Source organism: Stenotrophomonas sp. NPDC077461, from assembly GCF_049545475.1.
GTDB classification, from domain to species: Bacteria; Pseudomonadota; Gammaproteobacteria; order Xanthomonadales; family Xanthomonadaceae; genus Stenotrophomonas; species Stenotrophomonas nematodicola.
On sequence record NZ_JBMWDO010000004.1, the window covers coordinates 266,499 to 291,104 of the forward strand.

Below are 24,606 nucleotides of genomic sequence, written 5' to 3' on the forward strand. Positions count from 1 at the left end.
CAGGGGCTTACATGAACAACGACGCTGCGCCCAAACAGCTCACTTTCCGCGCGGTGGTGCTTGCCATCGTGCTGGCGGTGATCCTGTCGGCGGCCAACGCCTACCTGGGTCTGTTCGCAGGCCTGACCATCGCCACCGCGATTCCCGCGGCCGTCATCTCGATGGGCGTGCTGCGCCTGCTCGGCGGCGGCACCATCCTTGAGAACAACATCGTCCAGACCGGCGCCTCCGCCGGCTCGTCGATCGCCGCCGGTGTGATCTTCACCATCCCCGCGCTGGTGATCATGGGCTACTGGCCGGACTTCAAGTACTGGTGGGTGCTGGGCATCGCCGGTCTGGGCGGCCTGCTGGGCGTGCTGTTCTCGGTGCCGCTGCGCCGGTCGATGATCGTCGAAGATCCACTGCCCTTCCCGGAAGGCAAGGCGGCCGCCGAAGTGCTCAAGGCCGGTGAGAACCCGGGCCCGGGCCTGAAGATCCTGGCGGTGTCGGCCGTGATCGGCGCCTTCGTGAAGCTGGCGGCCGAAAGTGGCCTGCGCCTGATCCCGGATGCCTGGGCCACCTCGGCCTACGTGGGCAGCTCGAAGATCACCGCCTTCATCGGCACCAACCTGTCCCCGGCGCTGCTCGGCGTGGGGTACATCGTCGGCCTGAATGTCGGCATCGTGGTGGTGTCCGGCTCGATCCTGACCTGGCACATCGCCATTCCGCTGTACCAGGCGTTCTTCATGAACACCGATCCGGCACTGGCGGCATCGATCGCCACGGCCAGCTCGACCGAGGCGGCATTCGCCATCTGGGGCGCGAAAATGCGTTACCTGGGCGTGGGCGCAATGCTGATCGGCGGCGTCTGGACCCTGATCTCGCTGCGCAAGTCGCTGCTCAACGGCGTCAAGAGCGGCTTTGCCGCCGCGCGCAAGAGCGGCGGACCGGCGCTGGCACACACCGAGCGCGACCTGCCGATGAAGTGGATGCTGGTGGCCCTGGTGGTGTTCACCCTGCCGCTGCTGGCGCTGTACCAGGCCATCGTGGGCCAGTGGCACGTGTCGATCCCGATGACCCTGATCATGATCGCTGCGGGCTTCCTGTTCGTGTCGGTCTCGGCCTACCTGGCCGGCCTGATCGGTTCGTCCAACAACCCGGTCTCGGGCATCACCATTTCCACCATCCTGTTCGCCTCGGCGGTGCTGGTGGTGCTGCTGGGGGCCGACGGCCTCAAGCCGGTCGGCGTTGGCGGGGCCCCGCTGGGTGCCGTGGCCGCGATCATGATCGGCGCGGTGGTGTGCTGTGCGGCGGCGGTCGGCGGTGACAACCTGCAGGATCTCAAGGCCGGTTACATCGTCGGCGCCACGCCGTGGAAGCAGCAGCTGATGCTGGGCATCGGTGCGTTCTCCTGCGCCCTGATCATGGCCCCGGTGCTGAACCTGCTGGCCACCGCATACGGCATCGGCGTCAAGTCCGAGCTGCACCCCAATGCACTGGCGGCGCCGCAGGCGAACCTGATGGCCTCGGTGGCCAAGGGCCTGTTCGGTGGCGAGCTGCCGTGGACCTTCATCGGCATCGGCGCCGTGGTCGGCGCGGCGATCATCGCCTTCGACAGCTGGCTGAAGGCGCGCAACGCCCGCTTCCGCGTGCCGGTGCTGGCGGCGGCGATCGGTATCTACCTGCCGCTGGAGCTGATGGTGCCGATCTTCCTGGGCGGCTTGATCGCCTATCTGGTGGAACGCTTCCACAAGGTGCGCGCCGACGACGAAGAAGGCCGCGACCGCGTGCACAAGCCGGGCGTGCTGTTCGCCGCCGGCCTGATCACCGGTGAGGCCCTGATGGGCATCGCCATCGCGGTCCCGATCGTGCTGAGCAGCCGTGCCGACGTGCTGGCCCTGCCGTTCCACCTGCCGGGCGCCCAATGGATCGGCCTGGTCGTGCTGTTCCTGGTCGGCTGGTTGATCTACCGCACCGGCAAGCGCGCCGTCGGCAACGTGTAAGCCGCCGCAGGGAGCCGGGCAGGGCCCGGCTCCACCGCCAGGGGGCGCGCGCAACGCGTGCCCCCACGGGGTTTGCCGGATCTGGCCAAGCCCATGACCTGTGGCCTTTGCTTCGGACCGGGTGCCGCCCTACCATCGGCGTTTTGCCGTCCCGCGGAGACCCCGATGAAACTTCGTTACGCCCTGCTGCCGTTGTGCCTGCTGACCGCGATGCCGTCGCTGGCGGCCACGCGCGGCCTGGATGTGCGCGACATGATCGCGCTGGATCGGGTTTCGGCCCCGCTGCTGACCGCCGACGGCGGCAAGGTGGTGTTCGCCAAGCGCGTGGTCGGGACGGACAGCAAGGCCAGCACCGGCCTGTACATCCGCGATCTGCGCACCCGTGACGCCGCACCGCCGAAGCCGCTGACCCCGGCCGGCTGGAACGTCAACTCCGCCGCGCTGTCCGGTGACGGCCAGACCGTGTACTTCCTGAGCGCCAAGGGCGGCAGCCAGCAGCTGTATGCCATGCCGACCGCCGGCGGCACGCCGCGCCAGCTCACCGATTTCCCGGTCGATGTGGACAGCTACCACGTGTCCCCGCAGGGCGACCGCGTGGCCTTCAGCAGCGGCGTATTCCAGGCCTGCGGCTCGGACCTGGCCTGCACCAGCAGGAAGCTGGACGCGCACAAGGCGCGCAAGAACACCGGCGAAGTCTTCGACAGCCTGTTCGTGCGCCATTGGGACACCTGGAACGATGGCCGCCGCAATACGCTGTTCGTGGCGCCGCTGCCGGCAGCCAAGGGCGCCGCAGTCAAGGGCGCCTCGGCGATCAGCGCCACGCTCGATGGCGATGCGCCGTCCAAGCCGTTCGGTGGCAATGACGACTTCACCTGGTCCCCGGACGGTACGTCCGTGGTCGCTGCGATCCGCGTGGCCGGCAAGCAGGAGCCGTGGTCGACCAACTTCGACCTGTACCGTCTCGATGCAGACGGCAAGCAGGCACCGGTGAACCTCACCGCCGCCAACCCGGCCTGGGATGCCGGTCCGGTGTTCAGCGACGACGGCAAGACCCTGTACTACCGCGCGATGAAGCGCCCGGGCTTCGAAGCCGACCGCTTCGGCCTGATGGCGATGGACGTGGCCACCGGCAAGACCCGCGAGATCGCGCCGAAGTGGGACCGCTCGGCCGGCGAGATCGTCCTGTCCGGCGACGGCAAGGGCATCTACACCTCGGCCGACGACATGGGCGAACACCGCCTGTTCCTGGTCGATATCGACAGCGGCGAGGCGGCGGTGATCGCCGAAGGTGGCAGCATCGGGTCGCCGACCCGTGGCGGTACGACCCTGGCCTACACCCGCAACAGCCTCAAGAGCGGCGACCAGATCGTGGTGGCCGCCTTCGATGGTGCCAACGAGCGCGAGATCACCCCGAGCGCCGGCCAGATGCTGCCCGACGTGGCTTTTGGCGACTACGAGCAGTTCCAGTTCAAGGGCTGGAACAACGAGACCGTGCACGGTTACGTGGTCAAGCCGTACAACTACCAGGAAGGCAAGACCTACCCGGTGGCGTTCCTGATCCACGGCGGCCCGCAGGGCAGCTTCGGCAACGGCTGGAGCTACCGCTGGAACCCGCAGACCTACGCGGGCCAGGGCTACGCCGTGGTGATGATCGACTTCCACGGGTCCACCGGCTACGGCCAGGCCTTCACCGACGCGATCAGCCAGCACTGGGGCGACCGCCCGCTGGAAGACCTGCAGAAGGGCTGGGCGGCCGCGCAGAAGCAGTACCCGTTCCTCAACGGCGACAAGGCGTGCGCGCTGGGCGCCAGCTACGGCGGCTTCATGGTCAACTGGATCGCCGGCAACTGGAACGAGCCGTGGAAGTGCCTGGTCAACCATGACGGCGTGTTCGACCAGCGCATGATGGGCTACGCCACCGAGGAACTGTGGTTCACCGAGTGGGAGCAGGGCGGTACGCCGTACCAGAAGGCCGCGAACTACGAGAAGTTCAACCCGGTCAACCATGTTGCCGAGTGGAAGAAGCCGATCCTGGTGATCCACGGCCAGCTCGACTTCCGCATTCCGGTTGAACAGGGCCTGGCCGCGTTCACCGCTGCACAGCGCCAGGGCATCGAGTCCAAGTTCCTGTACTTCCCGGACGAAAACCACTGGGTGCTCAAGCCGCAGAACAGCGTGCAGTGGCACGACACCGTCAACGGCTGGTTGAAGCAGCACATCGGCCAGTAAGCCGGATTGCAGCGCCGCCCTCCGGGGCGGCGCTTTTCATTGGCGCCGGCGGCTGACCGGCACCCCCATCGACTCTGCAAGGTTGCCGGCCCCGGCCGGCACTACCAGGATGCTCTCATGCCCCTGATCCAGAACGACATCGTCGTCTTCGGCCTGATCGCCGCCACCCTCGGTGCCGTGTTCTGGACCGCCTCGCGACCGCGCGGGCTGTGGAAACACTTCTACGCCGTCGTGCCGGCTCTGCTGCTGTGCTATCTGATCCCCGGCATCTACAACACCGTCGGGCTGATCGACGGCCAGAACACGCGCCTGTACAACCCGATCGCCCGTGATGTCCTGCTGCCCGCCGCGCTGGTGCTGCTGACCCTGGCGGTGGACATCAAGGGCATTCTGCGGCTCGGCCCGAAACTCATCGCGATGTACCTGGGCGCGTCCTTCAGCATCATGCTCGGTGCAGTGGTGGCCTTTCTGGTGATGAAGTGGATGCATCCGTCCACCGTTGCCGGCGATACCTGGGCCGGCATGGCCGCGCTGGCCGGCAGCTGGATCGGTGGCGGCGCCAACATGCTGGCGATGCGCGAAGTGTTCGACGTCAACGCCACCACCTTCGGCCAGTTCGCCGTGGTCGACGTCGGCGTGGGCTACGTGTGGATGGCGGTGCTGATCTTCATGGCCGGCCATGCATCGAAGATCGACGCGGCCACCGGTGCCGATACCTCGGCGATCGATGCGCTGAAGGTGCGCATCGAGAAGTTCCAGGCCGAACACGAACGCGTGGCCAGCCTGACCGACCTGATGCTGATCATCGCGGTCGCCTTCGGCACCGTCGGCCTGTCGCATGCCATCGCCGGGCCGGTATCGGCCTGGTTCAAGGGCCACGTCAGCTGGGCCCCGCAGTTCAGTCTCGACGCGCCGTTCGTCTGGGTCGTGGTCATCTCCACCACCTGCGGCCTGGCCCTGAGCTTCACCCGGGCTCGCAATCTCGAAGGCGCCGGTGCCTCCAAGCTCGGCTCGTTGCTGCTCTACTTCCTGATCGCGTGCATCGGCATGCAGATGGACCTGCTCGCGCTGCTGGAACGCCCGTGGCTGTTCCTGCTCGGCTTGATCTGGATCGCCGTGCACATCGTCCTGCTGTCGACGCTGGCGATGGTGCTGAAGGTGCCGTTCTTCTACTTTGCGATCGGTTCGCAATCCAACATCGGTGGCCCGGCCTCGGCACCGGTCGTGGCGAGCGCGTTCCATCCGTCGCTGGCCCCGGTCGGCGTGCTGCTCGGCACGATGGGCTACGCCACCGGCACCTATCTGGCCTACATCGTCGGCGTCACCCTGCGCTCGCTGGCAGGGCACTAGCCCCCGGCCCACACCCGGGTAGCGCCCGACCGCCGGTCGGGCGACGGCGCGCAGCGCCGGGGACTTGCACGCACACAGAGCGCGTGCCGGCCAACGGCCGGCACTACCGATGCTTTACGCAGGAAGAAGACCGCGTTCGATCAGCCACGCTTTCGCGTCTTCCGCATCCTGCTCGAACCACGCTCTGGTCGACCCCAGGCGATACGTATACCCCCACGCGTCCATGTCGGCCATCAGCCGATCGCTGCCCACGCCCGGCAGCTGCGCGGCCAGCACGATCTGCAGGTAACAGGTGGCGTCTTCCTCGGGGACCGAATCGGTCGCGTCCGTGTGGACCCGTGCGCGCCGCTCCGGCGGCAGCACGATCAGGTGGCAGGCCTCGTGCAGCATCGAATGCACCGGCGTGTCGTCGCGGACGTACACATCGCTGCCGATGATGCCCGCCTCCGGCTCGCCCCAGTAGCTGCCCGGGATCGGCGCACCCGCCTCGATCCGATGCAGGCGCAGCGCATGCGCCGCCAGCAGTGTGGCGGCATCCTCGAAATCAATATCGCCTACGCAGGTGACCTGCGGCTGGGCGTCGGTGGCGACGGTGGTCATGCAATACGAAAAGTGCGCCCCTTCCGGAGGGAAGGGGCGGTGTCGGTCAGGGCTGCTGCGGACCTTCCGGCAGCGCCACGGAGATATCCAGCACGTCGTGCTCGCCGTCCTTGACCAGGTCCACCTTGACCGCGTCGGCGTCGATATTGACGTACTTCTTGATCACTTCCAGCAGCTCGCGCTGCAGCAGCGGCAGATAATCCGGGCCGCCACGGTGGCTGCGTTCCTGCGCGATGATGATCTGCAGGCGGTTCTTGGCCGTTTCGGCAGTGGTCTTCTTCCGGTTCAGGAAATCGAACAGTCCCATGCTTACCCTCCGAACAGCTTGCTGAAGAAGCCTTTCTTCTCCACGGTGGTGAAGCGCATCGGACGCTCTTCGCCGAGGATGCGGCCCACCGCATCTTCGTAGGCCTGGCCTGCCGCCGATTCGGGGTCCAGGATCACCGGCTCGCCCTTGTTGGACGCGTTCAGCACGTCGCCCGATTCGGGCACCACGCCGATCGCCTTCAGGCCCAGCACTTCCTCGACGTCGGTGATGCTCAGCATCTCGCCACTTTCCACCCGTGCCGGGCTGTAGCGCGTGAGAAGCAGGAACGCCGGCACACTCTGCCCGGACTCGGCCTTGTGCGTCTTCGAATCGAGCAGGCCGATGATGCGGTCGGAGTCGCGCACCGACGAAACTTCCGGGTTCACCACCACCACGGCGCGGTCGGCGTAGTACATCGCCAGGAAGGCACCCTTCTCGATACCGGCCGGCGAGTCGCAGATGATGTAGTCGAAGCCGTCGGCGGCCAGGTCCTTGAGCACCTTGCCCACGCCTTCCTGGGTCAGCGCATCCTTGTCGCGGGTCTGCGAGGCAGCCAGCACGTACAGGTTGTCGAACCGCTTGTCCTTGATCAGCGCCTGCTTGAGCGTGGCTTCGCCGTGCACCACGTTGACGAAGTCGTACACCACGCGGCGCTCGCAGCCCATGATCAGGTCCAGGTTGCGCAGGCCGACGTCGAAGTCGATCACCGCCACCTTTTTGCCACGACGTGCCAGCCCGCAGGCCAGGCTGGCGCTGCTGGTGGTCTTGCCGACGCCGCCTTTGCCGGAGGTGACTACGATGATTTCAGCCAAAGGACTTCTCCTGATTCTTGTATTTTGGGGGCTGCATCAGTCCAGCGCAGCGATCTTGATCTGGTCCTGTTCCAGCCACACCTGCACGGCCTTGCCGCGCAGCGTGTCCGGGACATCGTCCAGTACCTTGTAATGGCCGGCAATGGCGACCAGTTCAGCATGGAAATCACGGCAGAAAATACGCGCCGTGGTATTGCCTTGTGCACCTGCCAGGGCGCGGCCCCGCAGCGTACCGTAGATATGGATGCTGCCGTCGGCGATCACTTCCGCGCCGGCGCCCACCGTGGCCATCACGGTCAGGTCGCAGTTTTCGGCATACAGCTGCTGGCCCGACCGCACGTTGCTGGTCTGCATGCGGCCGGGCTGCGACGCCGCAGCGGCCGGGGGCGCTGCAACCGGTGCGGGCGTGGCCGCCGCCGCGCGGGTGCGGCGCGGCGGTTCCGGTGCCGGTGGCGGGGCGACGGGTTCGGCCTCGGCGCGCTCGTACTGCGCGCGGAACTTGGCCAGCAGGGGCAGGCCGAGCTGCTGGGACAGCAGCTCGGTCTCGGTGGTGCCATAGGCCAGCGCCACCGGCAGCACGCCGGCACCACGCAGGCCATCGAGCAGTGCCCGGGCCGTGGCCACGTCGGGCATCTGGCTCAGGCCGCCGAAATCCAGAATCACCGCCGCGCGCCCGAACAGTTTGGGCGCGCGTGCCACGCGGTCGTGCATTTCACGGGTGAGGCGTTCTACGTCGAGGGTGCGGATGCGCAGGTTGGCGATACCGACCTGGCCGATCTTCAGTTCCCCGGCCTGTTCAAAATCCATGTTCGCTGCCACCAATCAGGTCCCCGTCGGCCGTTGTACGCGCAGCGGCTCGCGACGGTGGCCCACCCAGGGCACGTCGGGCAGCTGGTCGCCGTAGGTGTCGTGCACCCACTGGTAACTGCACAGGTCCTTGAGCAGCATGCTGGCGCGCACGTCCACGTGCGACATCGTATTCTGCCCGACCTCGCGGAAGCCGAAGCTGCCGTGGAAGAGCAGGGCGGCGTCGGCGCCGTGGTCCAGGAACACCTCGCAGGTCATCTGCGGGTAGCGCAGCTCGGCGTAGCTCTGTGCATCGGCATAGAACGCACGGCCGACGCCACCGCCGCGACGGCGGCTGGCGACCACGATGCGGTCGATGTAGAAGAAGCCGGTGCCCAGGTGCTGCTTGAACCAGGCGAAGTTGGTGCTGTCGTGCTGGCTCTCGCTGCCGAAGCCGATCAGGAAACCGGCCAGGTTGCCGTCGCGCTCGGCGACGCGGAAATATTCAGCGGTTTCGTAGAACAGACGCAGTCGCGCGGCATCCAGCGGCAGGATGGCCAGGCCGGCGTTGTTGTTCAGGGCCAGGACGGAATCGAGCTCGTGCTCGCGCACGTCGCGGATGACAATCGACATTGTGACTCCGTGGGGTAACGCGGTTGGCCCATCAAGGGGCCCTGCGCCGGATTATTGCATGGGTGGCGCCCCCCCGCGACCCGGCGGCCATGACTTATGTCCGGGTGCAGGGGCGCAGGTTCAGCCTAAGATGCATCCATGTTGGGATACCTCAGCCAAACCCGAGTACTGCGACTGGCCGGCCTGTTCACCTGGGTCATGCTCGGCCTGCCGCTGGTGTACTCCCAGTACGAAGCCCTGATCCGCCACAGCGGTGGGGTGGACCTGTTCGCCGTGCTGCTGTTCGTGGCCTACCTGGCGTTCGGCGGGGGCTACCTGTGGCTGACCCGTGGTCTGCGCCACGGCGGCCACTCGGCCTGGTACGACCGCGCGATCCTGGTTCTGCTGACCGTGTCGGCCCTCGGGGTGAGCTTCCTCAGCGGTTCGGGCCTGGGCAGCATTCTGATGATGGTGGCCGCCGGGGTGATCCCGTGGATGCTGCCGGCACGGGTGGGCGTGATCTGGCTGCTGCTGAGCCAGCTGGCCGTCGCACCGGTCTACTACCTGTTCCTGCCGTTCTCGCTGTTCGAGGCGATAATGCAGTCGCTGCTGTACGGCGGCTTCTCCATGTTCATCTTCGTGACCAGCCTGGTCGCCCGGCAACAGACCGACGCCCGCGAGGAGCAGCGCCGGCTCAACACCGAACTGCGCGCCACCCGCGTGCTGCTGGCCGAGAGCGCGCGCGTCAACGAGCGCACCCGCATCTCGCGCGAGCTGCACGACCTGCTCGGCCACCACCTCACCGCGCTCAGCCTGAACCTGGAAGTGGCCGGCCACATCACCGAAGGCCAGGCCCAGGAACATGTGCACCAGGCCCACACCCTGGCCAAACTGCTGCTCACCGACGTGCGCGAGGCGGTCAGCCAGCTGCGCGACAGCGGCGCCATCGACCTGGCCGCCGCCCTGCGCCCGCTGACCGAACAGGTGCCGTCGCTGGACATCCACCTGGACATCGAAGAGCCGCTGAGCGTGGAAGACCCCGAGCGCGCGCACGTCCTGCTGCGCTGCACCCAGGAGATCATCACCAACGCCGTGCGCCACGCGCACGCCCGCAATCTCTGGATCCGCGTGCGCCGCGAGGCGCCGGGCATGGTGGTGCTGCAGGCGCATGATGACGGGGTGGGGGCCGACGGCATCGTGGTTGGCAATGGTTTGCGCGGGATGCGCGAACGCCTGCAACAATGCGGCGGAGAGCTGCAGATCGAAACCCGCCGGGGACAGGGCTTCCGCCTGTGCGCCTCGGTCCCCGGCGTGCCAGTGCTGATGCTGGGTGCCATCCTGGAAGGAGTGCGTTGATGATTCGCGTCTGCCTGGTCGACGACCAAACCCTGGTGCGGCAGGGGATCCGCTCGCTGCTGGCACTCGACGATGGCATCGAGGTGGTCGCCGAGGCCGCCGACGGGCGCCAGGCGGTGGACGTGGTTCCGCAGGTACGGCCCGACGTGGTGCTCATGGACATGCGCATGCCGGTGATGTCCGGGCTGGAAGCACTGCAGATGCTGTCGCGATTGAACCAGTTGCCGCCCACCATCATCCTGACCACGTTCGACGACGACCAGCTGGTGCTGGCCGGGTTGAAGGCCGGCGCCAAGGGCTACCTGCTCAAGGACGTCACCCTGGAACAGCTGGTCGGGGCGATCCGGACCGTGGCCGACGGCGGCTCGCTGGTCCAGCCGGCCGTGACCCAGCGCCTGCTGTCCGGGCTGGAGCACATGCGCAACGAATTCGTCAGCCTGGACCGGCCCGATCCGTTGACGGACCGCGAAACCGAGATCCTGCGGCTGATGGCCAGCGGGTTCTCCAACAAGGAGATCGCCAATTCGCTGGGCGTGGCCGAGGGCACCATCAAGAACCACGTGTCCAACATCCTGTCCAAGCTGGGCGTGCGCGACCGCACCCGGGCCGTATTGAAGGCCTTCGAACTCCAACTGGTCTGAGGCCCACGGCAAAAACATTCACCGATGGCCGAAAGGCTTGCGGCACAAGGGATGCGGGCGGCTGGCGAGGGGTTTTCGCCGAATCCGGCAAAGAAATATCGCCCATCCCCTACGTGCTGGCACCCGCGATGCGCTATCTTTCCGCTCCTTGTCTATGCAAAACCGCTGCCGGCATGGAAACCGGTGCGCCAATCCTGATCAACAACACCCGCGAAGCCTGCTAGGATTGGCGCTTCGCTTCAATCAACCCGGCCGTGGGATCGGCCCCGGAGACTCCTGAATGACCCGTATTATCGAGTTCCTGATCGCCTTGGGGATCGTGGCTGGCCTGTTCGTCATCATTGGCGTATGTCTGCCGGGCGAGCGCCATATTTCCGAAAGCATCGAGACCAACCGCAAGATGACGATCGTGTTCGACACGGTCAACAGCCTGCGCCGCTTCAAGGACTGGAACCCGCTGCTGCTGCGCGATCCCGCCGTTGAGCTGAAGCACTCCGGCCCGGCCGCCGGCGTGGGTGCCCGCCTGGACTACGCCTCCAAGGAAAGCTCCCTGGGCCAGGGCAGCTGGGTGATCACCGAGTCCGAGCAGAACAAGCACGTGGCGATCGCGATCGAGGACCCGAGCAAGGGCCACGACAAGACCACCAGCTTCACCCTCGAGCCGACCGGCAAGGGTGGCCGCAACGTCAAGATCACGCAGGACTACAGCGTCAAGTACGGCTTCGACCTGTTCGGTCGTTACGCCGGTCTGTACGTCAGCCGCCACATCGGTGACGACCTGAAGCTGGGTCTGAGCCGCATGGCCAACATGCTGGCCACCGTGCCGAACGTTGACTACCGCACTGCCGAAGCCCCGCTGACCGATCTGGCCATCGTCGATGTCGCGGTCGAAGACCTGCTGGTCGTCAACGCCGGCAACGTCGACCGCGGTCAGGAAACCATCACCAAGTCGATCCGCGACAACCAGGAATGGATCAAGCGCGTGATGGAGGCCAACAACCTCGAAGCCGCCGGTCCGCTGCGCATCATCACCACCGACTTCGGTCAGGAGAAGTACGCCTTCGACGTGGCCCAGCCGGTCAAGAAGAAGGGTGCTGAAGCGGCCTCGGCCGAGGCCCTGACGGTGAAGATCGACGGTGACGCACCGGTCAAGTACGTGCATGTCGCGCCGCACCGTTCGGCCCACGCGGCCTATACCGGCCACATGGCGGGTCTGGACGTGGCGCGCAACGCTCTGCGTGCCTGGGCTGTCACTGCCGGCAACGAAGTGATCGACCGTCCGTACGAATCCTGGAACGGTGGTGTGGACAAGTCCTTCACCCCGGAAGGTACGTACGACATCTACTGGGCCGTCAAGTAAACCGACGGTTGCCGTGATGTAACGCACGACGAAAACGCGCCGCTTCCTGCGGCGCGTTTTTTTTTGCCGCTCCGTTGTCGGAGCCTTGTCTGGAAGGATGGAAGGATGCTCAACCTCGAACGACGCGCGCGCAGACCCTCACTGCTGGCCTGCCTGGGCGGCCTGCTGGCCGCCGCGGCGGTGGGTCTGTCGGCCTATGCGTCGCATGGCATCGCCGAGCCGCTGGCGCAGTCGCACGTCAACACCGCCGCGCTGTTCGCCTTCGGGCACGGCGTGGCGCTGGCCGCGCTGGGGGCCACCCAGCAGAACCGGGTCGGCAAGCTGGCCCTGTCAGTGCTGCTGCTGGGCACGCTGCTTTTCTCGGGCAGCCTGGTCGCCGGAGCGGTCTGGCAGTTCCGCACCGGCCTGGCGCCGGTCGGCGGCAGCGCGCTGATGCTGGGGTGGGTGGTGTACGCCTTCAATGCCCTGAGGCGTTGAGGTGCCGCGCTTCCGCCGCGGCTTCGATGTGGAGGAGGCATACGCCTGGCTGAGCCGGCGTGACCGTCGCCTCGGCACCTGGATGAAACGGCTCGGTCCGATCGAGCCGCCCCCGGGGTGGGGCCGCTCGTTCGACCCGGTCGATGCGCTGGCGCGGGCGATCCTGTTCCAGCAGCTCAGCGGCAAGGCGGCGTCCACCATCGTGGGCCGGGTGGAAGCGGCGATCGGCAGCCCGCGCCTGCACGCCGATACCCTGGCGCGCATCGATGATCCGGGCCTGCGCGCGTGCGGGGTGTCGGGCAACAAAGCGCTGGCGCTGCGTGACCTGGCGCGGCGCGAGGCGGCCGGCGAGATTCCCGACCTGCGCCGGATGTCGGTGATGGACCACGATGCGATCATTGCCGCGCTGGTGCCGATCCGTGGCATCGGCCGCTGGACCGTGGAAATGATGCTGATGTTCCGCCTGGGCCGGCCGGACATCCTGCCGGTCGACGACCTCGGCGTGCGCAAGGGTGCCCAGCGCGTGGACAAGGCCGCGCTGATGCCGACGCCGAAGGAGCTGCAGGCGCGCGGCGCCGCGTGGGGCCCGTTCCGGACCTACGCCAGCCTGTACCTGTGGCGGATCGCCGATTTCACCGACGCGCCGAAGGCGCCCACCAACCGTTCGCAGGACTGAGCGCGGCGGGTCACTCCAGGGCCGGCGTCCTCGGCGCGAAGGCCGGGTCGTCGCTGAGCCGGCGGGGCGGATGGCGTTGCTCCTGCTTCAGGTGGCCGTGGTAGCGGAACGTGGCGATCGTGCCGCGCAGCATCACCCCGCAGACCACCACCATCCAGGCCAGGCCCGGCACCGTCGGGCCGTCGCCAACGACAAGCAGCAGGACCTTGCCCGCGAGGTAGTAGGCCATCAGCAGGCAGGCGGCCACGCGGCTGGCGCGCAGCACGCCCCAGGACAGCGCGATCTGGATGCACGCATCGACCAGGAACACGGCTGCGGCCAGCGACATGCCGATGCGCCCATCCGATGTCTCGATGCTGATCTGGACCGCATCACCCAGGTGGTACACGGCCATCCCCACTGCCAGCACGGCCAGGATCGCGCCCAGTGCGGCCATCTGCCGGATCGGTGAGGTGAGCGGGCGCGGTGCGTGATCCCACGCCCGGCGCGGTGCGGCTGGCCGCGTCGTCGTGCCCACCTGATACGGGCTGATGTCGTCCATGATCCCGCTCCCTTGTTCGAATGCGAAGGTTAGTCGCCCGCCGGGTGCCAGCACCAGTGCCAGGGTTCGTAGACGATGCCGTGCGGATTGTCGCGTGGGTAGCTCAACCGGAAGCCGGCGTCGGCCGCGTGCGCCGTCAGCCAGGCAAAGGCGGGGGTGGCCTCGAAGCTCGCTTCCGCCGGGGGTTCGCCCGGACTGCCGATGTCCAGCGCACGTCCACCGTGATGCTCGCTGTAGCCCGGTGCCGCGTTGACGGTGAGGATATCGGCCACCGCCAGCCCACGCGCGCGTTTGCGCTCGAAAATGCCGAGCTGGTAATCGTGGCTGCGATAGCCGGAGATGGCCTCCAGCACGATCCCGTCGGCGGCGGCCTGGGCGCGCATGCGCTGCCAGCTGAGTGCCGCGCGATGGTGCAGCCACAACGGGCGACGGTAGCGGTCGCGGCCGGCGAACTGCAGTCGTGCCGGTTCGGCTTCCAGCGCCAGCCCGGTCGTGTGCTCGTAGGCCTGCGCATCGACCCCGAGCTGCGCCAGGCGCAGCTCCAAGCCGTGCAGCGGCAATACCCCGTCCAGATCGTGCGCACGCTCGCGACCGGTGAGGCGGTGTTCGAGCGCATCCAGCGCCGCGTCGATGCCGGGTTCGCGCATCAGCCGCGGCACCAGCGGCAGTACGCCGTGCGTGGATACCGCCGCCAGGTAGCGACCATCACGCTTGCGCCGCAATACCGTGTGGGCAGTCGCCAGGGCACGCGCATCGGCATTGCCGCGTGCGCGCAGCAGTCCGCCGGGCCACAGTTCGATCTCGGCGGTATTGATCAGCAGGGCAGGGGATCGGCGCATGTGCCCAGCTTAGTGCGTGGCCGCAGGCCCGGCCAGCGCCTGCAGTGCCGCCAGCAGGGCGCGGGGCTGCTCGGGGCTGAGCAGGAGCACGCTGCCGTCGTGCAGGGGGATGTGCAGCACGCGGCTGGCGTCGGTGAGCAGGCAGTACGCACGGTTGCCGTCGCGCAGCCGGTAGTGCCCGGCGTTGAAGCCGGGCACGCCGTAGCCGTTGAGCATCATCCGCGGGCGGAGCGCGTCATGTCCGGCCAGGTCCACCACCCGCGCCTTGGCCAGCATCATCGCCTGCACCGGCACCTGCCTGCGGTAGAACGCGGCCGTGACGTCCAGCGTGCTGCCATGCAGGGTGATGCGGCGGCGGAAAAAGGCCCAGGTCAGCACCGCCAGCAGAAGCGCCAGGAACGGCACGGTCAACGCCAGTTCGTGCGTGGTGCGCTGGTCGGACTGCAGCGTGCCGACCACGATCAGCGCCGCGCAGCCGAGCAGCGGCACCCACAGCCAGAGCAGCCGCCACACCGGTGCAGGTGCCACCGCGAAGGTGCGGGCGGCAGGGAGTGCCGCGCTCACGGCTGTGCTCCGATCCATCGCGCCACATCATCAATCAGCGGCGCGGCCACGTGGCCGGGCCGGGTGTATTCCTTCGGCGATCCCGGACCTTCACCGGCGATGCCGAGGTGATTCAGTGCCGGGTAGTCGCGGAAGGTGACCGCACGTTGCCGTGCCAGCCCGCGCCTCCACAGCTGCCAGTCGGTATCGACCACCTGGAAGTCGCGCCCGCCCTGCAGCAGCAGGATCGGCTGCGCCAGGGCGCGCGCGTCGGCAACCGGATCGATCGCCTCGAACGACTGCCAGTACCGTGCCGGCTGGCCCAGCGGCAGGTCGGCGGCGGCAGTCGGTGTCGTGCCGCGCGCGGCGGCGATCTGCGCATCGAGCTTGTCCAGGAAGGCCTGCTCATCGGCACTGATCTGGCCGTCCAGGCCCAGCAGGTAGCGGTTCTGTTCGGGCAGCAGGGTGAGCAGCGAGCGCGCCGGCGCGGACCAGAGCACTACCCCGGCGACCTTGCCCGAGTGGCTGGCGATGCGCGGGGCCAGCATGCCGCCCTGGCTGTGGCCCATCACATAAAGATGCCGCGGATCGATACCGGCGGTAGCGGCCAGCGCCGCAATGGCGGCCACCGCATCGTCGGTGGTTTCATCGTCCACGGTGTAGTCGGTACCGCTGAAATCCTGCGGACGGGCGTGGGTACGCTTGTCGTAACGCAGGACCGCGATGCCCTGCGCCGCCAACCCGCGCGCCACGTCCAGGAAGGGCCGGTTGGCGCCGATGGTTTCATCGCGGTCTTGTGGACCGGAGCCATGCACCAGCACCACCGCGCGGAACGGCCCCGTGCCGGCGGGCATGGCCAGCGTGCCGGGAAGGCTGCCTCTGGTGGTGGGAATCTCCAGCGGCTGCTCGCGATAACCGGCGCCGGCAGGCACGTCCGGGGCGGGCGTCGCAGGCGTGGCGGCGGGCCGGAAGATCAGCCCGGCGACACGGCCGGCCGCATCCACGGCCACCTGCGCATCGACCGTGCCGGTGGCGAACTGCAGGGGCTGCACGACAACCTGCATGCCCTGGTGGGCGGTCACCCGCGCCGCGCCGCGGCCGCGCGGTTCGCCGAAGGACTGCCACAGCGCCTGCAGCGTGGCGGCGGGCGCGGCCTGGGCCAGTTCCGGCGTGAACAGCGCCTCGGCCGCCTGCGCATCGCCGGCCTGCAGTCGGTCCAGCACGGCAGTGGCGGTCTGTTCCGGCGGCGCGGCCGCAGCCGCCAGCGCCAGGCTGGCGAACATCAGAGCGGCGCCGCGACGGAGCGTCGTGTGCATCTCAGGCCTCCTGTTTGAAGACCAGGACCGCTGCGGTCATCGGTGCGGCCATGACGATGTTGACCAGCTCCCAGCCAAGCTGCCCATGCCGGTTCAGTTGCGTCTGCACTTCCTCGGTGTCCATCTTCCCCGACCAGCTGGGCTTCACTTCCACGGTCAGGTACTTCCAACGCTTGCTCATTCACTGTTCTCCTTGTTGGCATCCGGTTTGGGAAGGCGTCCGGCCTTGCGCAGTGCGTCGCGCAGCACGTACTCGATCTGTGCGTTGAGGCTGCGCAGCTCGTCATCGGCCCAGCGCTGCGCGGCCGCCAGCACGTCGGCGTTGATGCGCAGCGGATAGGCTTTCTTCTCGGCCATGACGTCAGTACAACGAGCCGGCGTTGACGATCGGCTGGGTGCCACGGTCCGAGCACAGCACCGTCAGCAGGTTGCTGACCATGTGCGCCTTGCGCTCTTCGTCCAGCTGCACGACGCCGTTTTTCTGCAGCTCGGCCAAGGCCATTTCGACCATGCCCACCGCACCGGCCACGATCCGCGTACGTGCGGCGATCACGGCGTTGGCCTGCTGGCGCTGCAGCATCGCCTGGGCGATTTCGGCGGCGTAGGCCAGGTGGCTGATGCGCGCGTCGAGCACCTGTACGCCGGCATCGGCCAGGCGCTCGGCCAGTTCGTCCTTGAGGTGCTGGGAGATCTCGGCGGCGTGACTGCGCAGGGAGAGCTGGCCGTCTTCATGCTGGTCGTACGGGTAGCTGGTGGCCATCGCGCGCAGGGCCGATTCGGACTGGATGTGCACGAAGCTCTCGTAGTCGTCCACGTTGTAGACCGCCTCGGAGGCGTCCACCACCTGCCAGACGATCACTGCGGCGATCTCGATCGGGCTGCCATCCAGTTCATTGACCTTCAGTTTGCCGCTTTCGAAGTTGCGCACGCGCTGGCTGACCTTTCTCTTGCTGAAGAAGGGGTTGTTCCAGCGCAGACCGTTGTCCTTGACCGTGCCGACATACTTGCCGAACAGGCTCAGCACCACGGCCTGGTTGGGCTGCACGGTGTATACGCCGGCCAGCACCAACAGCGCCAGGGCACCGATGCCCAGCCCCGCGAGGATCGACAGCACCGCCAGCGCGCCGCCGGCCTGCTTCTGCTCGATGACACCGCCCACAAACAGGGCGCCGCCCAGCAGAGACGCCAGCAGCACCAGGGCGAGCAGCACCAGGCCGGACATCGAACGGATGGTTTTCTCTTTCACGGGGATCGTCCTTGGGAGGGTTGGGAATCAAAGATATCAAAATGATATCAACATGCAAGTGCCTCCTGTCCCGGGATCATCCCGTCGCCGGCCGCCACGCTCTAGAATGCCCACCCGCCCCTGATGCCCGGAAAACGCCATGACCACGCTCGGCACGCCGCTGTCTCCTTCCGCCACCCGCGTCCTGCTGCTGGGCTCGGGCGAACTGGGCAAGGAGGTCGCCATCGAGCTGCAGCGGCTGGGGGTGGAGGTGATCGCCGCCGACCGCTATGCCGATGCCCCGGCGATGCAGGTGGCGCATCGCGCGCATGTGATCGACATGCTCGATGCGATGGCGCTGCGCGCGCTGATTGCCCAGGAACAGCCGCACCTGATCGTCCCGGAGATCGAGGCCATCCACACCGAAACGCTGGTGCAGCTCGAGCAGGAGACCGGCCAGCGCGTGGTGCCCACCGCGCGCGCCGCGCGCCTGACGATGGACCGCGAAGGCATCCGTCGCCTGGCCGCCGAAACCCTGGGGCTGCCGACCTCGCCGTACCGGTTCGTCGATACCGAGGCCGAGTACCGCGCCGCCGTGGCGGCGATCGGCCTGCCGTGCGTGGTCAAACCGGTGATGTCGTCGTCGGGCAAGGGCCAGAGCACCCTGCGCAGCGAGGCCGACATCGCGCCGGCCTGGGAATACGCGCAGACCGGCGGCCGCGCCGGCGCGGGGCGCTGCATCGTCGAAGGCTTCATCGATTTCGACTACGAAATCACCCTGCTGACGGTGCGCCATGCCGGCGGCACCTCGTTCTGTGCGCCGATCGGCCACTGGCAGAAGGACGGCGACTACCGCGAAAGCTGGCAGCCGCAGCCGATGTCGCCGCGCGCGCTGGCGCGTGCCGAGGAAATCTCGCAGGCCATCACCGACGATCTCGGCGGCTGGGGCCTGTTCGGCGTGGAGCTGTTCGTGAAGGGCGACGAGGTGTGGTTCAGCGAAGTCTCGCCGCGCCCGCATGACACCGGCCTGGTCACGCTGGCCTCGCAGGAACTGAGCGAGTTCGCGCTGCACGCCCGGGCGATTCTCGGCCTGCCGATCCCGCTGATCCGCCAGAGCGGTCCGTCCGCCTCCTGCGCGATGCTGGCGCACGGCGAAGGCGTGCCCTTCTTCAGCAATGTGGATGCCGCACTGGTCCATCCCGACACGGCGCTGCGCCTGTTCGGCAAGCCCAGCGTGCATGGTCACCGCCGCGTCGGCGTCACCCTGGCGCGCGGCGCCGATATCGACGACGCACGCCGCATCGCGCGTGAGGCGGCCGACGCCATCGGGATTGAACTGCGCCCCTGACCGGGGCGCAATGAAGCGGTAGGTACGTCCCTCAGCGCACGTCCACCCACACCAGGTGGTGGTCGCTGCCATCGGCGATTTTCGCCTCCGGGTGTTCGTTGGCGGGCCAGAACACGCCGCTGCCCACGTAGCTGAAACCGACCGAGGGCAGCACGTAATCCAGGCGCATCGTGCCCGACTTCGGCCCGAAATCGCCGGTGGCATGGAACGGCGCACCCTTGCGTACGATGCCCTTGGCCGCATAGGCCAGGCTGGTCTGTTCGGCGCCTGCACTGCGCGGGGTCGGATAGCGCAGCACGCGTGCGTTCTCGATCAGCTCGACAATCGCCTCGTGGCGGCCATCGCCATCGACCGGGTCGTTGTTGAGGTCGCCCAGGATCACGAAGCGCGCGTCCTGCGCCAGGCCGCCGCACTGGCCGCGGTCGTCGCACAGCCAGGGCTTGTGGCTGGCCGACAGGTACTCCTGCCACAGGCGCAGCTCATCGTGGTTGCGCGCGGCGTTGCGCTTTTCCGGGCCATCGAACACCGGCGGTGTGGGGTGCGAGACCAGCGCGTGGACCACGCCGTTCGGCGTGGTCACCGGCACGTCCCAATGCGATTTGGAGGACAGGCGCAGCTGCGACCACACGTGGTCGTTGTAGAAGGAGGTGCCCGTCCGCGGATCGATCGGCCGCAGCGCGCCCGGCATCGTGCTCCACTTCAGCAACTGGAAGCTGCGGACCTTGTCCGCATCGATCGGGTAGCGCGACAGCACCAGCATGCCGTACTGGCCCGGGTGCAGGCCGTAGCCCCAGGCATCGTTGCCGCGGGCGCGGCCGTCGCCGCCGATCTCACCGTTGTTGTCCAGGTCCAGCCCGCTCTGTACGCCGGTGTTGACCGGGGCGAGGTAGCGGTAGGCGTAGTGCAGCGGCTCGCCGCCGCCGGGCTGGGCGGTGCCCAGGTAGCGCTGCTGGAACAGGTCGGCGGCGCGGTGGGCGTCGTCGTAGTCGAACTCGTTGAGCAGCACCAGGTCCGGGCGGACCTGCTGCAGCACTGCGGCGATCTTGCGTGCGTGCTCGCTGTCGCCTTCCAGCTCGGCGATCAGCCCGCCGGTCTCGTCGCTGTACAGCGAGGTGTTATAGGTGGCAATCCGCAGGGGCGCGGAGGACGTGTCCGGCATGGCGGCGGTCTTGACGGGGCTCTGGGCGCAGGCGCTGCACAGCAGGGCCAGGGCAAGGATCAGGGGATGGGCTTTCATGCGCATATTCTGCACCCGACGCGATGTCAGCGGTGCGTCAGCGCCCGTCCCGGTCGTCGTCGAAATCGTGCCAGCGGCGGCCGTCGTAGGCCTCCAGCGGGCGGAAGCGGCGCTTGTAGTCCATCTTGCGGTGGTCGCGGATCCAGTAGCCCAGGTACAGGTGTGGCAACTGTTCGCGACGGGCCCAGGCGATCTGCTGCAGGATCGCGAAGGTGCCCAGGCCGCGCGCGGCCTGGTCCGGATCGAAGAAGGTGTACACCGCCGACAGCCCCTGCGCGGTGACGTCGGTGACGGCCACGCCGAGCAGGTCGCCGCGGTGCCCCGGCTGGCCCGGCCCGCGCACCTCCAGGAAGCGGCCCTGCGACCATTGCCCGATCAGGAACTGGTCGAACTCGTGCGGGCCGTGTTCGTCCATGCCGCCCTGGGCGTGGCGATGGGTCAGGTAGCGGTGGTACAGCGCGAACTGCTCGTCGGTCTGTTCGGCTGCCACGATCCGCACCTCAAGGTCGGCGTTGCGTGCCAGGCAGCGGCGCTGGCTGCGGTCCGGCGCGAAGCGCGCCACCGGGACACGCACCGCCACGCAGGCATGGCACTGCGCGCAGTGCGGGCGGTAGACCAGATCGCCCGAGCGGCGGAAGCCCCAGCTCAGCGCCATCGGGTACAGGGACCCCAGGCGTGCGTCGTGGGGGTCGAGCACCAGGTCGCGCGCGGCCCGGTCCGGCCAGTAGCCACAGGGGTGGTCGCCGGTCTGGAACAGTCGCAGCTCGTCGTCGCGGTCGCCGTGTATTGCCATGCGCCCAGCATAGCGCCCGGCCGTCGCAGGCGGCGCGACTGTCTGCCAAATGAACACGGCCGCCGGGACGGTCAACCCCGACGGCGCCCGCGCGTTGTTACCGGTGTGGGTGCCCACGCACCGCACACGGATTTCCCTACGAACCGGAGTGACCCATGCGCAATCGCAACCCCCTTCTGCTGATGGCCCTGCTGATGACCACCGGTGCGACCGGTCTGGCGGTGGCCGCCGATGCCCCGACCCCGACCGGTGCGCCGGCCCGCGCCACGCTGGACACCAACGGCGATGGTTTCATCGACCGCACCGAGGCGGCCAAGGCGCCGCGTCTTGCCGCCAAGTTCGACACCCTGGACGCCAACAAGGATGGCAAGCTCTCGCGCGAAGAACTGCCGCGCTGGCATGGCAAGCGGCACGGCCGTGGCCCGGGTGGCCGCGGCGACATGCTGGCCAGGCTGGATACCAACAAGGACGGCCGCATCAGCCGCGAGGAGGCCAAGGCTGATCCGCGCCTGGCCGCGCGCTTCGACCAGACGGACGTCAACAAGGATGGCTACCTGGACAAAGCCGACCGCGAGCTGCGCATGAAGCAGCACCGCGATGCGTGGTTCGCTGCCGCCGACACCAACAAGGACGGCCAGATCAGCAAGGCCGAGTTCGACGCCGCCAAGGGCCCGTTCGGTGGTCCGCGCGGCGGTCACCGGGGTGACGCTCCGCCGGCACCGAAGGCCCGCTGACGCAGCGTCCGCCCATCGCAACGCACCGCCGGGCCCCGGCCCGGCACCCCACACCGCCGGTCATCGACCGGCGATGTGCTGTCCGGCCTCAGGCATGCCCCAGCCGGACGCCCCGGGCGATCACCCCGGCGATCACCACGAGCATCAGCAGGTTCACCGCCATCATCGCCTTGCCGCCGTACATCCACTGGTAGGTCCACGTTGGCCCGCTGCGTCCGTGGCGGGCGGCATCGCGGGCGATCATCGGCGCCATGATCCGCTGCAGCGGCACCAGGCACTGGTAGTTGACGACGGCCAGCCCGATCACCAGCGCGACCAGCGGCCAATACCACGTGGCCTGCAGCGCGGTCAGAACGAAAACCGCCATGCACATCAGCATGGCGGTGAAGGTGCTGTAGTGCACGAACCCGCGCACGGCCGCGCGCTCGGCATTGGTTTCCGCATAGCGCATCAGGTAGCGCCCGCCGAGGTAGCTGCCGACCACGCCGCCCACCATGCCGCCCACCGCCGCGCCCCAGTCGAAGCCACTGCCAAACAGGTGGCTCTGGCTGGCGGCGGCGCCCAGCGAGCCCATCGCCGCGCCGCCGGACAGGCTGGCACCCCCCAACCCGAGCTTGCCGGTACCGATGCCGGTGCCGATCAGGATCGCCGCACTGGCCGTGCCGGGCGCAGCGACCAGCGCCATCGACACCACCGTGGTGGCGAACGCCGCGCTGGGCGCCGAACTGCGGGCAAAGTCGCCGAAGCGGCGCAGCATCTCCTCGCGTACCGTGGCCCGCGCCCGCGACAGCCGTTTGCGCACGGCGGCATCGCTCAACCCGAGCAGGTCGGCCACCTGCTGGGAACGCTGGCCCTCGCGGTAATACAGCAGCAGCGTTTCGCGGCTGTCTTCGGGCAGCGCTGAAATGATTTCCTCGGCGGCCACTTCTTCTTCCACCCGTTGCAGGTACTCCGGCGCGCTGGGACGGGGATCGGCGGCCATGCTGATCGCCATCTCGGCCGCCTCGCCCGACAGTGGCCGGCCGCGGTTGGCGCGCAGCCAGTCGCGGGCCAGGTTGCGGGTGATCTGGCGCAGCCACGGCAGGAAGCTGGCGTGGCTGTGCAGCTGGTTGAGCTGCTGCCAGGCCTTGATGAAGGCCTCCTGCGCGATGTCCTCGCTGGCCTGCACGTCGCGGGTGATCGCCAGGGCGATCGCGGTCACCGTGTTCTGGCAGGCCAGCACGATACGGCCGTAGGACTGCTGACAGCCGCCCGCAGCGGCGGGCAGTTCGCGCTCCAGTGTGGCGGTCAACGGGTGTGGCGTCATGGCATCGGTCCCTGGGGATAGTGACATCATGACGGGGCAGGGCAGGGAATGTGACCGCCGGACGCGGCTTACGGTTGCTGTGCCGGCGTGATCCGCACGCGGACGTCTTCCTCTTCCTGTGCCGGTTGGGTGGCCGGTGCCTGCGGTGGCGCCTGCCGGGTCTGCACGGGCTCCGCCGTGGGCGCGCCACGGTGGCGCATCATCACCACCATCGCCACTGCTGCGATGACCAGCAGCAGGCCGATGCGAATGCGCCAGGCCCAGTTGCGGCGCGGCGCCACCTCGCCTACCTGGTCGCGGAAGGCGAACTCGGCGGTGGGGTGGTCGCGCCGGGTGGTTTCCAGCAGGCGTGCGTCGCGCAGGATCTCACGCGCGCGCGGCTGATCGTCGGCATGCACCACCCACAGGGTCGGGTGGGTGGACGCCTTGCTGGTGTCCAGGTAGCTGAACTGGCTGCCGCGCTTGCTGTGGTACGAGCGCCCGTTGGTGATGCGCACGTCGATGCCCGCATCGCGCAGCAGCTGGGCCACGCCTTCCACGGTTTCCACGCGCTGGCTGCTGAAAATCTGACGCATATCGAATTAGTCCTTGGCCGGGACGGCGGCGGCCGCGGCACTGTCGGTGACCACGCGGATCAGCCCTTCCTGCGCGGTGCTGGCGACCAGTACACCGTCGCGGGTGAAGAACTGGCCACGGGCCAGGCCGCGCGAATCCTGCGCGCTGGGGCTGTCCAGCGAATACAGCAGCCAGTCGTCGGCGCGGAACGGGCGGTGGAACCAGATGGCGTGGTCAAGCGAGGCCATCTGCACGTGTGGCTGGTAATAGCTGATGCCGTGCGGGAACGTGGCCGTGCCGAGCAGGTGGAAGTCCGAGGCATAGGCCAGCAGGGCCTGATGCAGCTCGGGGGCATCGCCCACGGTTTCGTTCAACCGCAGCCACACCTGGTGGTAGGGCGGCCGCTTGGGCGGGTTGAGTTCGTCGCGCGGGTACACGTGGCGGAACTCGAACGGGCCGCCGCGCGACAGCCAGCGCTGGACCTTGATCGGCAGGCGTTCGAGCACCTCCGGCGGCAGCGGGCGGTTGGGTTCGATGTCTTCAGGTTGCGGCACTTCCGGCATCTTGTGCTGATGCTCGGCACCGCTCTCGGCCTGCTGGAACGAGGCCGCGCAGAAGAAAATGACCTTGCCGTGCTGGATCGCGGTGACCCGGCGCACCGAGAAGCTGCCGCCATCGCGGGTGCGGTCCACGTCGTAGACGATGGGGTGGTCGATGTTGCCGGCACGCAGGAAATAGGCGTGCAGTGAATGCACGTGGCGGCCGTTGTCCACCGTGGCCTGCGCGGCCGACAGCGCCTGGCCCAGTACCTGCCCACCGAACACATACTTGGTGCCGATGTCGCGGCTCTGGCCGCGGAACAGGTTGTCTTCCAGGCGTTCGAGCGTGAGCAGGTCGATCAGCTCGGAAACGACGGGTTCGTGCGTGTCGGACAAGGGAGGCAACCAGCAGAGGGGGGCGAACCCGAATTATAGGGCAGCG

Annotated in this window: 27 protein-coding genes; 10 read left to right on the top strand and 17 right to left on the bottom strand. The window is 68.1% G+C overall.

The features are described from left to right. Window positions 1–11 precede the first annotated feature (11 nt). From ACPEH8_RS09925 to ACPEH8_RS09935, 3 genes are all read left to right on the top strand, one after another. Window positions 12–1,982: an OPT family oligopeptide transporter gene (locus ACPEH8_RS09925; protein WP_017355898.1), complete on the top strand. Its 1,971-nt coding sequence runs from the start codon at window positions 12–14 to the stop codon at window positions 1,980–1,982. 165 nt (window positions 1,983–2,147) lie between these two features. Next, window positions 2,148–4,211 (top strand): alpha/beta hydrolase family protein, encoded by a 2,064-nt coding sequence (locus tag ACPEH8_RS09930; protein ID WP_136006161.1) that lies wholly within the window; start codon window positions 2,148–2,150, stop codon window positions 4,209–4,211. A gap of 117 nt (window positions 4,212–4,328) precedes the next feature. After that, window positions 4,329–5,561: a DUF819 domain-containing protein gene (locus tag ACPEH8_RS09935; protein ID WP_017355896.1), complete on the top strand. Its 1,233-nt coding sequence runs from the start codon at window positions 4,329–4,331 to the stop codon at window positions 5,559–5,561. Between the two features lie 114 nt (window positions 5,562–5,675). Here the strand turns inward: ACPEH8_RS09935 and ACPEH8_RS09940 are convergent, their stop codons facing one another. The 5 genes from ACPEH8_RS09940 to ACPEH8_RS09960 are packed head-to-tail and all read right to left on the bottom strand — an operon-like array spanning window position 5,676 to window position 8,699. Beyond that, complete coding sequence (locus ACPEH8_RS09940) at window positions 5,676–6,161, bottom strand: hypothetical protein (protein WP_423666617.1); 486 nt, start codon at window positions 6,159–6,161, stop codon at window positions 5,676–5,678. A 46-nt stretch (window positions 6,162–6,207) separates the two neighbouring features. Beyond that, window positions 6,208–6,468, bottom strand: coding sequence for a cell division topological specificity factor MinE (gene minE / locus ACPEH8_RS09945; protein WP_017355894.1), 261 nt, complete (start codon window positions 6,466–6,468; stop codon window positions 6,208–6,210). Between the two features lie 2 nt (window positions 6,469–6,470). Beyond that, the gene (gene minD, locus ACPEH8_RS09950) at window positions 6,471–7,280 is read right to left on the bottom strand and encodes a septum site-determining protein MinD (RefSeq protein WP_136006162.1); all 810 of its coding nucleotides are present in this window, start codon (window positions 7,278–7,280) and stop codon (window positions 6,471–6,473) included. A gap of 36 nt (window positions 7,281–7,316) precedes the next feature. After that, on the bottom strand, window positions 7,317–8,087 hold the full coding sequence (minC, locus tag ACPEH8_RS09955) for a septum site-determining protein MinC (protein ID WP_423666619.1): 771 nt from the start codon (window positions 8,085–8,087) through the stop codon (window positions 7,317–7,319). Window positions 8,088–8,102: 15 nt separating this feature from the next. Next, the gene (locus ACPEH8_RS09960) at window positions 8,103–8,699 is read right to left on the bottom strand and encodes a GNAT family N-acetyltransferase (protein ID WP_017356780.1); all 597 of its coding nucleotides are present in this window, start codon (window positions 8,697–8,699) and stop codon (window positions 8,103–8,105) included. Window positions 8,700–8,837: 138 nt separating this feature from the next. On the opposite strand from ACPEH8_RS09960, the gene ACPEH8_RS09965 reads away from it, so the two are divergent. From ACPEH8_RS09965 to ACPEH8_RS09985, 5 genes are all read left to right on the top strand, one after another. Further along, window positions 8,838–10,034 (top strand): sensor histidine kinase, encoded by a 1,197-nt coding sequence (locus ACPEH8_RS09965; protein ID WP_017356779.1) that lies wholly within the window; start codon window positions 8,838–8,840, stop codon window positions 10,032–10,034. Beyond that, the gene (locus ACPEH8_RS09970; protein ID WP_017356778.1) at window positions 10,034–10,675 is read left to right on the top strand and encodes a response regulator; all 642 of its coding nucleotides are present in this window, start codon (window positions 10,034–10,036) and stop codon (window positions 10,673–10,675) included. Before ACPEH8_RS09965 ends, ACPEH8_RS09970 begins: the two co-directional genes overlap by 1 nt. A gap of 280 nt (window positions 10,676–10,955) precedes the next feature. Next, window positions 10,956–12,035, top strand: a complete 1,080-nt coding sequence (locus ACPEH8_RS09975; RefSeq protein ID WP_423666621.1) for an SRPBCC family protein — start codon at window positions 10,956–10,958, stop codon at window positions 12,033–12,035. Window positions 12,036–12,140: 105 nt separating this feature from the next. Continuing rightward, the gene (locus ACPEH8_RS09980) at window positions 12,141–12,512 is read left to right on the top strand and encodes a DUF423 domain-containing protein (RefSeq protein ID WP_017356776.1); all 372 of its coding nucleotides are present in this window, start codon (window positions 12,141–12,143) and stop codon (window positions 12,510–12,512) included. A gap of 1 nt (window position 12,513) precedes the next feature. Further along, window positions 12,514–13,188: a DNA-3-methyladenine glycosylase family protein gene (locus ACPEH8_RS09985; protein WP_136006166.1), complete on the top strand. Its 675-nt coding sequence runs from the start codon at window positions 12,514–12,516 to the stop codon at window positions 13,186–13,188. A gap of 10 nt (window positions 13,189–13,198) precedes the next feature. Here ACPEH8_RS09985 and ACPEH8_RS09990 read toward each other — a convergent pair whose 3' ends face one another. From ACPEH8_RS09990 to ACPEH8_RS10020, 7 genes are read right to left on the bottom strand one after another with little or no spacing between them, the layout of a single operon-like run. Further along, window positions 13,199–13,729 carry a hypothetical protein gene (locus ACPEH8_RS09990; RefSeq protein WP_153164493.1) on the bottom strand — a complete coding sequence of 177 codons (531 nt, stop codon included), beginning with the start codon at window positions 13,727–13,729 and terminating at the stop codon, window positions 13,199–13,201. Between the two features lie 29 nt (window positions 13,730–13,758). Beyond that, entirely contained in the window at window positions 13,759–14,568 is an 810-nt protein-coding gene (locus tag ACPEH8_RS09995) for a M15 family metallopeptidase (RefSeq protein WP_166472738.1), read from the bottom strand. A gap of 9 nt (window positions 14,569–14,577) precedes the next feature. Then, the gene (locus tag ACPEH8_RS10000) at window positions 14,578–15,132 is read right to left on the bottom strand and encodes a PH domain-containing protein (protein ID WP_313161196.1); all 555 of its coding nucleotides are present in this window, start codon (window positions 15,130–15,132) and stop codon (window positions 14,578–14,580) included. Continuing rightward, the gene (locus ACPEH8_RS10005) at window positions 15,129–16,427 is read right to left on the bottom strand and encodes an alpha/beta hydrolase (RefSeq protein ID WP_313161197.1); all 1,299 of its coding nucleotides are present in this window, start codon (window positions 16,425–16,427) and stop codon (window positions 15,129–15,131) included. Before ACPEH8_RS10005 ends, ACPEH8_RS10000 begins: the two co-directional genes overlap by 4 nt. 1 nt (window position 16,428) lies before the next feature. After that, a complete protein-coding gene (locus ACPEH8_RS10010) occupies window positions 16,429–16,608 on the bottom strand; it encodes a DUF4177 domain-containing protein (protein WP_017354939.1) in 180 nt (59 codons plus the stop codon). Further along, window positions 16,605–16,784 carry a hypothetical protein gene (locus tag ACPEH8_RS10015; RefSeq protein WP_017354938.1) on the bottom strand — a complete coding sequence of 60 codons (180 nt, stop codon included), beginning with the start codon at window positions 16,782–16,784 and terminating at the stop codon, window positions 16,605–16,607. Before ACPEH8_RS10015 ends, ACPEH8_RS10010 begins: the two co-directional genes overlap by 4 nt. Window positions 16,785–16,788: 4 nt before the next feature. Then, a complete protein-coding gene (locus ACPEH8_RS10020; protein WP_136006176.1) occupies window positions 16,789–17,673 on the bottom strand; it encodes an SPFH domain-containing protein in 885 nt (294 codons plus the stop codon). Window positions 17,674–17,812: 139 nt separating this feature from the next. On the opposite strand from ACPEH8_RS10020, the gene purT reads away from it, so the two are divergent. Further along, window positions 17,813–19,000, top strand: a complete 1,188-nt coding sequence (gene purT, locus ACPEH8_RS10025) for a formate-dependent phosphoribosylglycinamide formyltransferase (RefSeq protein ID WP_136006179.1) — start codon at window positions 17,813–17,815, stop codon at window positions 18,998–19,000. A gap of 31 nt (window positions 19,001–19,031) precedes the next feature. Here the strand turns inward: purT and ACPEH8_RS10030 are convergent, their stop codons facing one another. Both ACPEH8_RS10030 and ACPEH8_RS10035 read right to left on the bottom strand, forming a co-directional pair. Continuing rightward, entirely contained in the window at window positions 19,032–20,237 is a 1,206-nt protein-coding gene (locus tag ACPEH8_RS10030; RefSeq protein ID WP_423666623.1) for an endonuclease/exonuclease/phosphatase family protein, read from the bottom strand. Window positions 20,238–20,274: 37 nt separating this feature from the next. Next, window positions 20,275–21,030, bottom strand: a complete 756-nt coding sequence (locus ACPEH8_RS10035; RefSeq protein ID WP_017354934.1) for an arginyltransferase — start codon at window positions 21,028–21,030, stop codon at window positions 20,275–20,277. Between the two features lie 155 nt (window positions 21,031–21,185). Between ACPEH8_RS10035 and ACPEH8_RS10040 the strand changes: the two genes are divergently transcribed. Continuing rightward, entirely contained in the window at window positions 21,186–21,764 is a 579-nt protein-coding gene (locus ACPEH8_RS10040) for an EF-hand domain-containing protein (RefSeq protein WP_313217325.1), read from the top strand. A gap of 88 nt (window positions 21,765–21,852) precedes the next feature. Here ACPEH8_RS10040 and ACPEH8_RS10045 read toward each other — a convergent pair whose 3' ends face one another. From ACPEH8_RS10045 to tesB, 3 genes are all read right to left on the bottom strand, one after another. Beyond that, window positions 21,853–23,070: an RNA polymerase sigma factor gene (locus ACPEH8_RS10045; RefSeq protein WP_313217326.1), complete on the bottom strand. Its 1,218-nt coding sequence runs from the start codon at window positions 23,068–23,070 to the stop codon at window positions 21,853–21,855. A 68-nt stretch (window positions 23,071–23,138) separates the two neighbouring features. Continuing rightward, on the bottom strand, window positions 23,139–23,645 hold the full coding sequence (locus ACPEH8_RS10050) for a putative signal transducing protein (RefSeq protein WP_017354931.1): 507 nt from the start codon (window positions 23,643–23,645) through the stop codon (window positions 23,139–23,141). 6 nt (window positions 23,646–23,651) lie between these two features. Further along, entirely contained in the window at window positions 23,652–24,560 is a 909-nt protein-coding gene (gene tesB / locus ACPEH8_RS10055; RefSeq protein WP_026070594.1) for an acyl-CoA thioesterase II, read from the bottom strand. Between the last annotated feature and the right edge of the window lie 46 nt (window positions 24,561–24,606).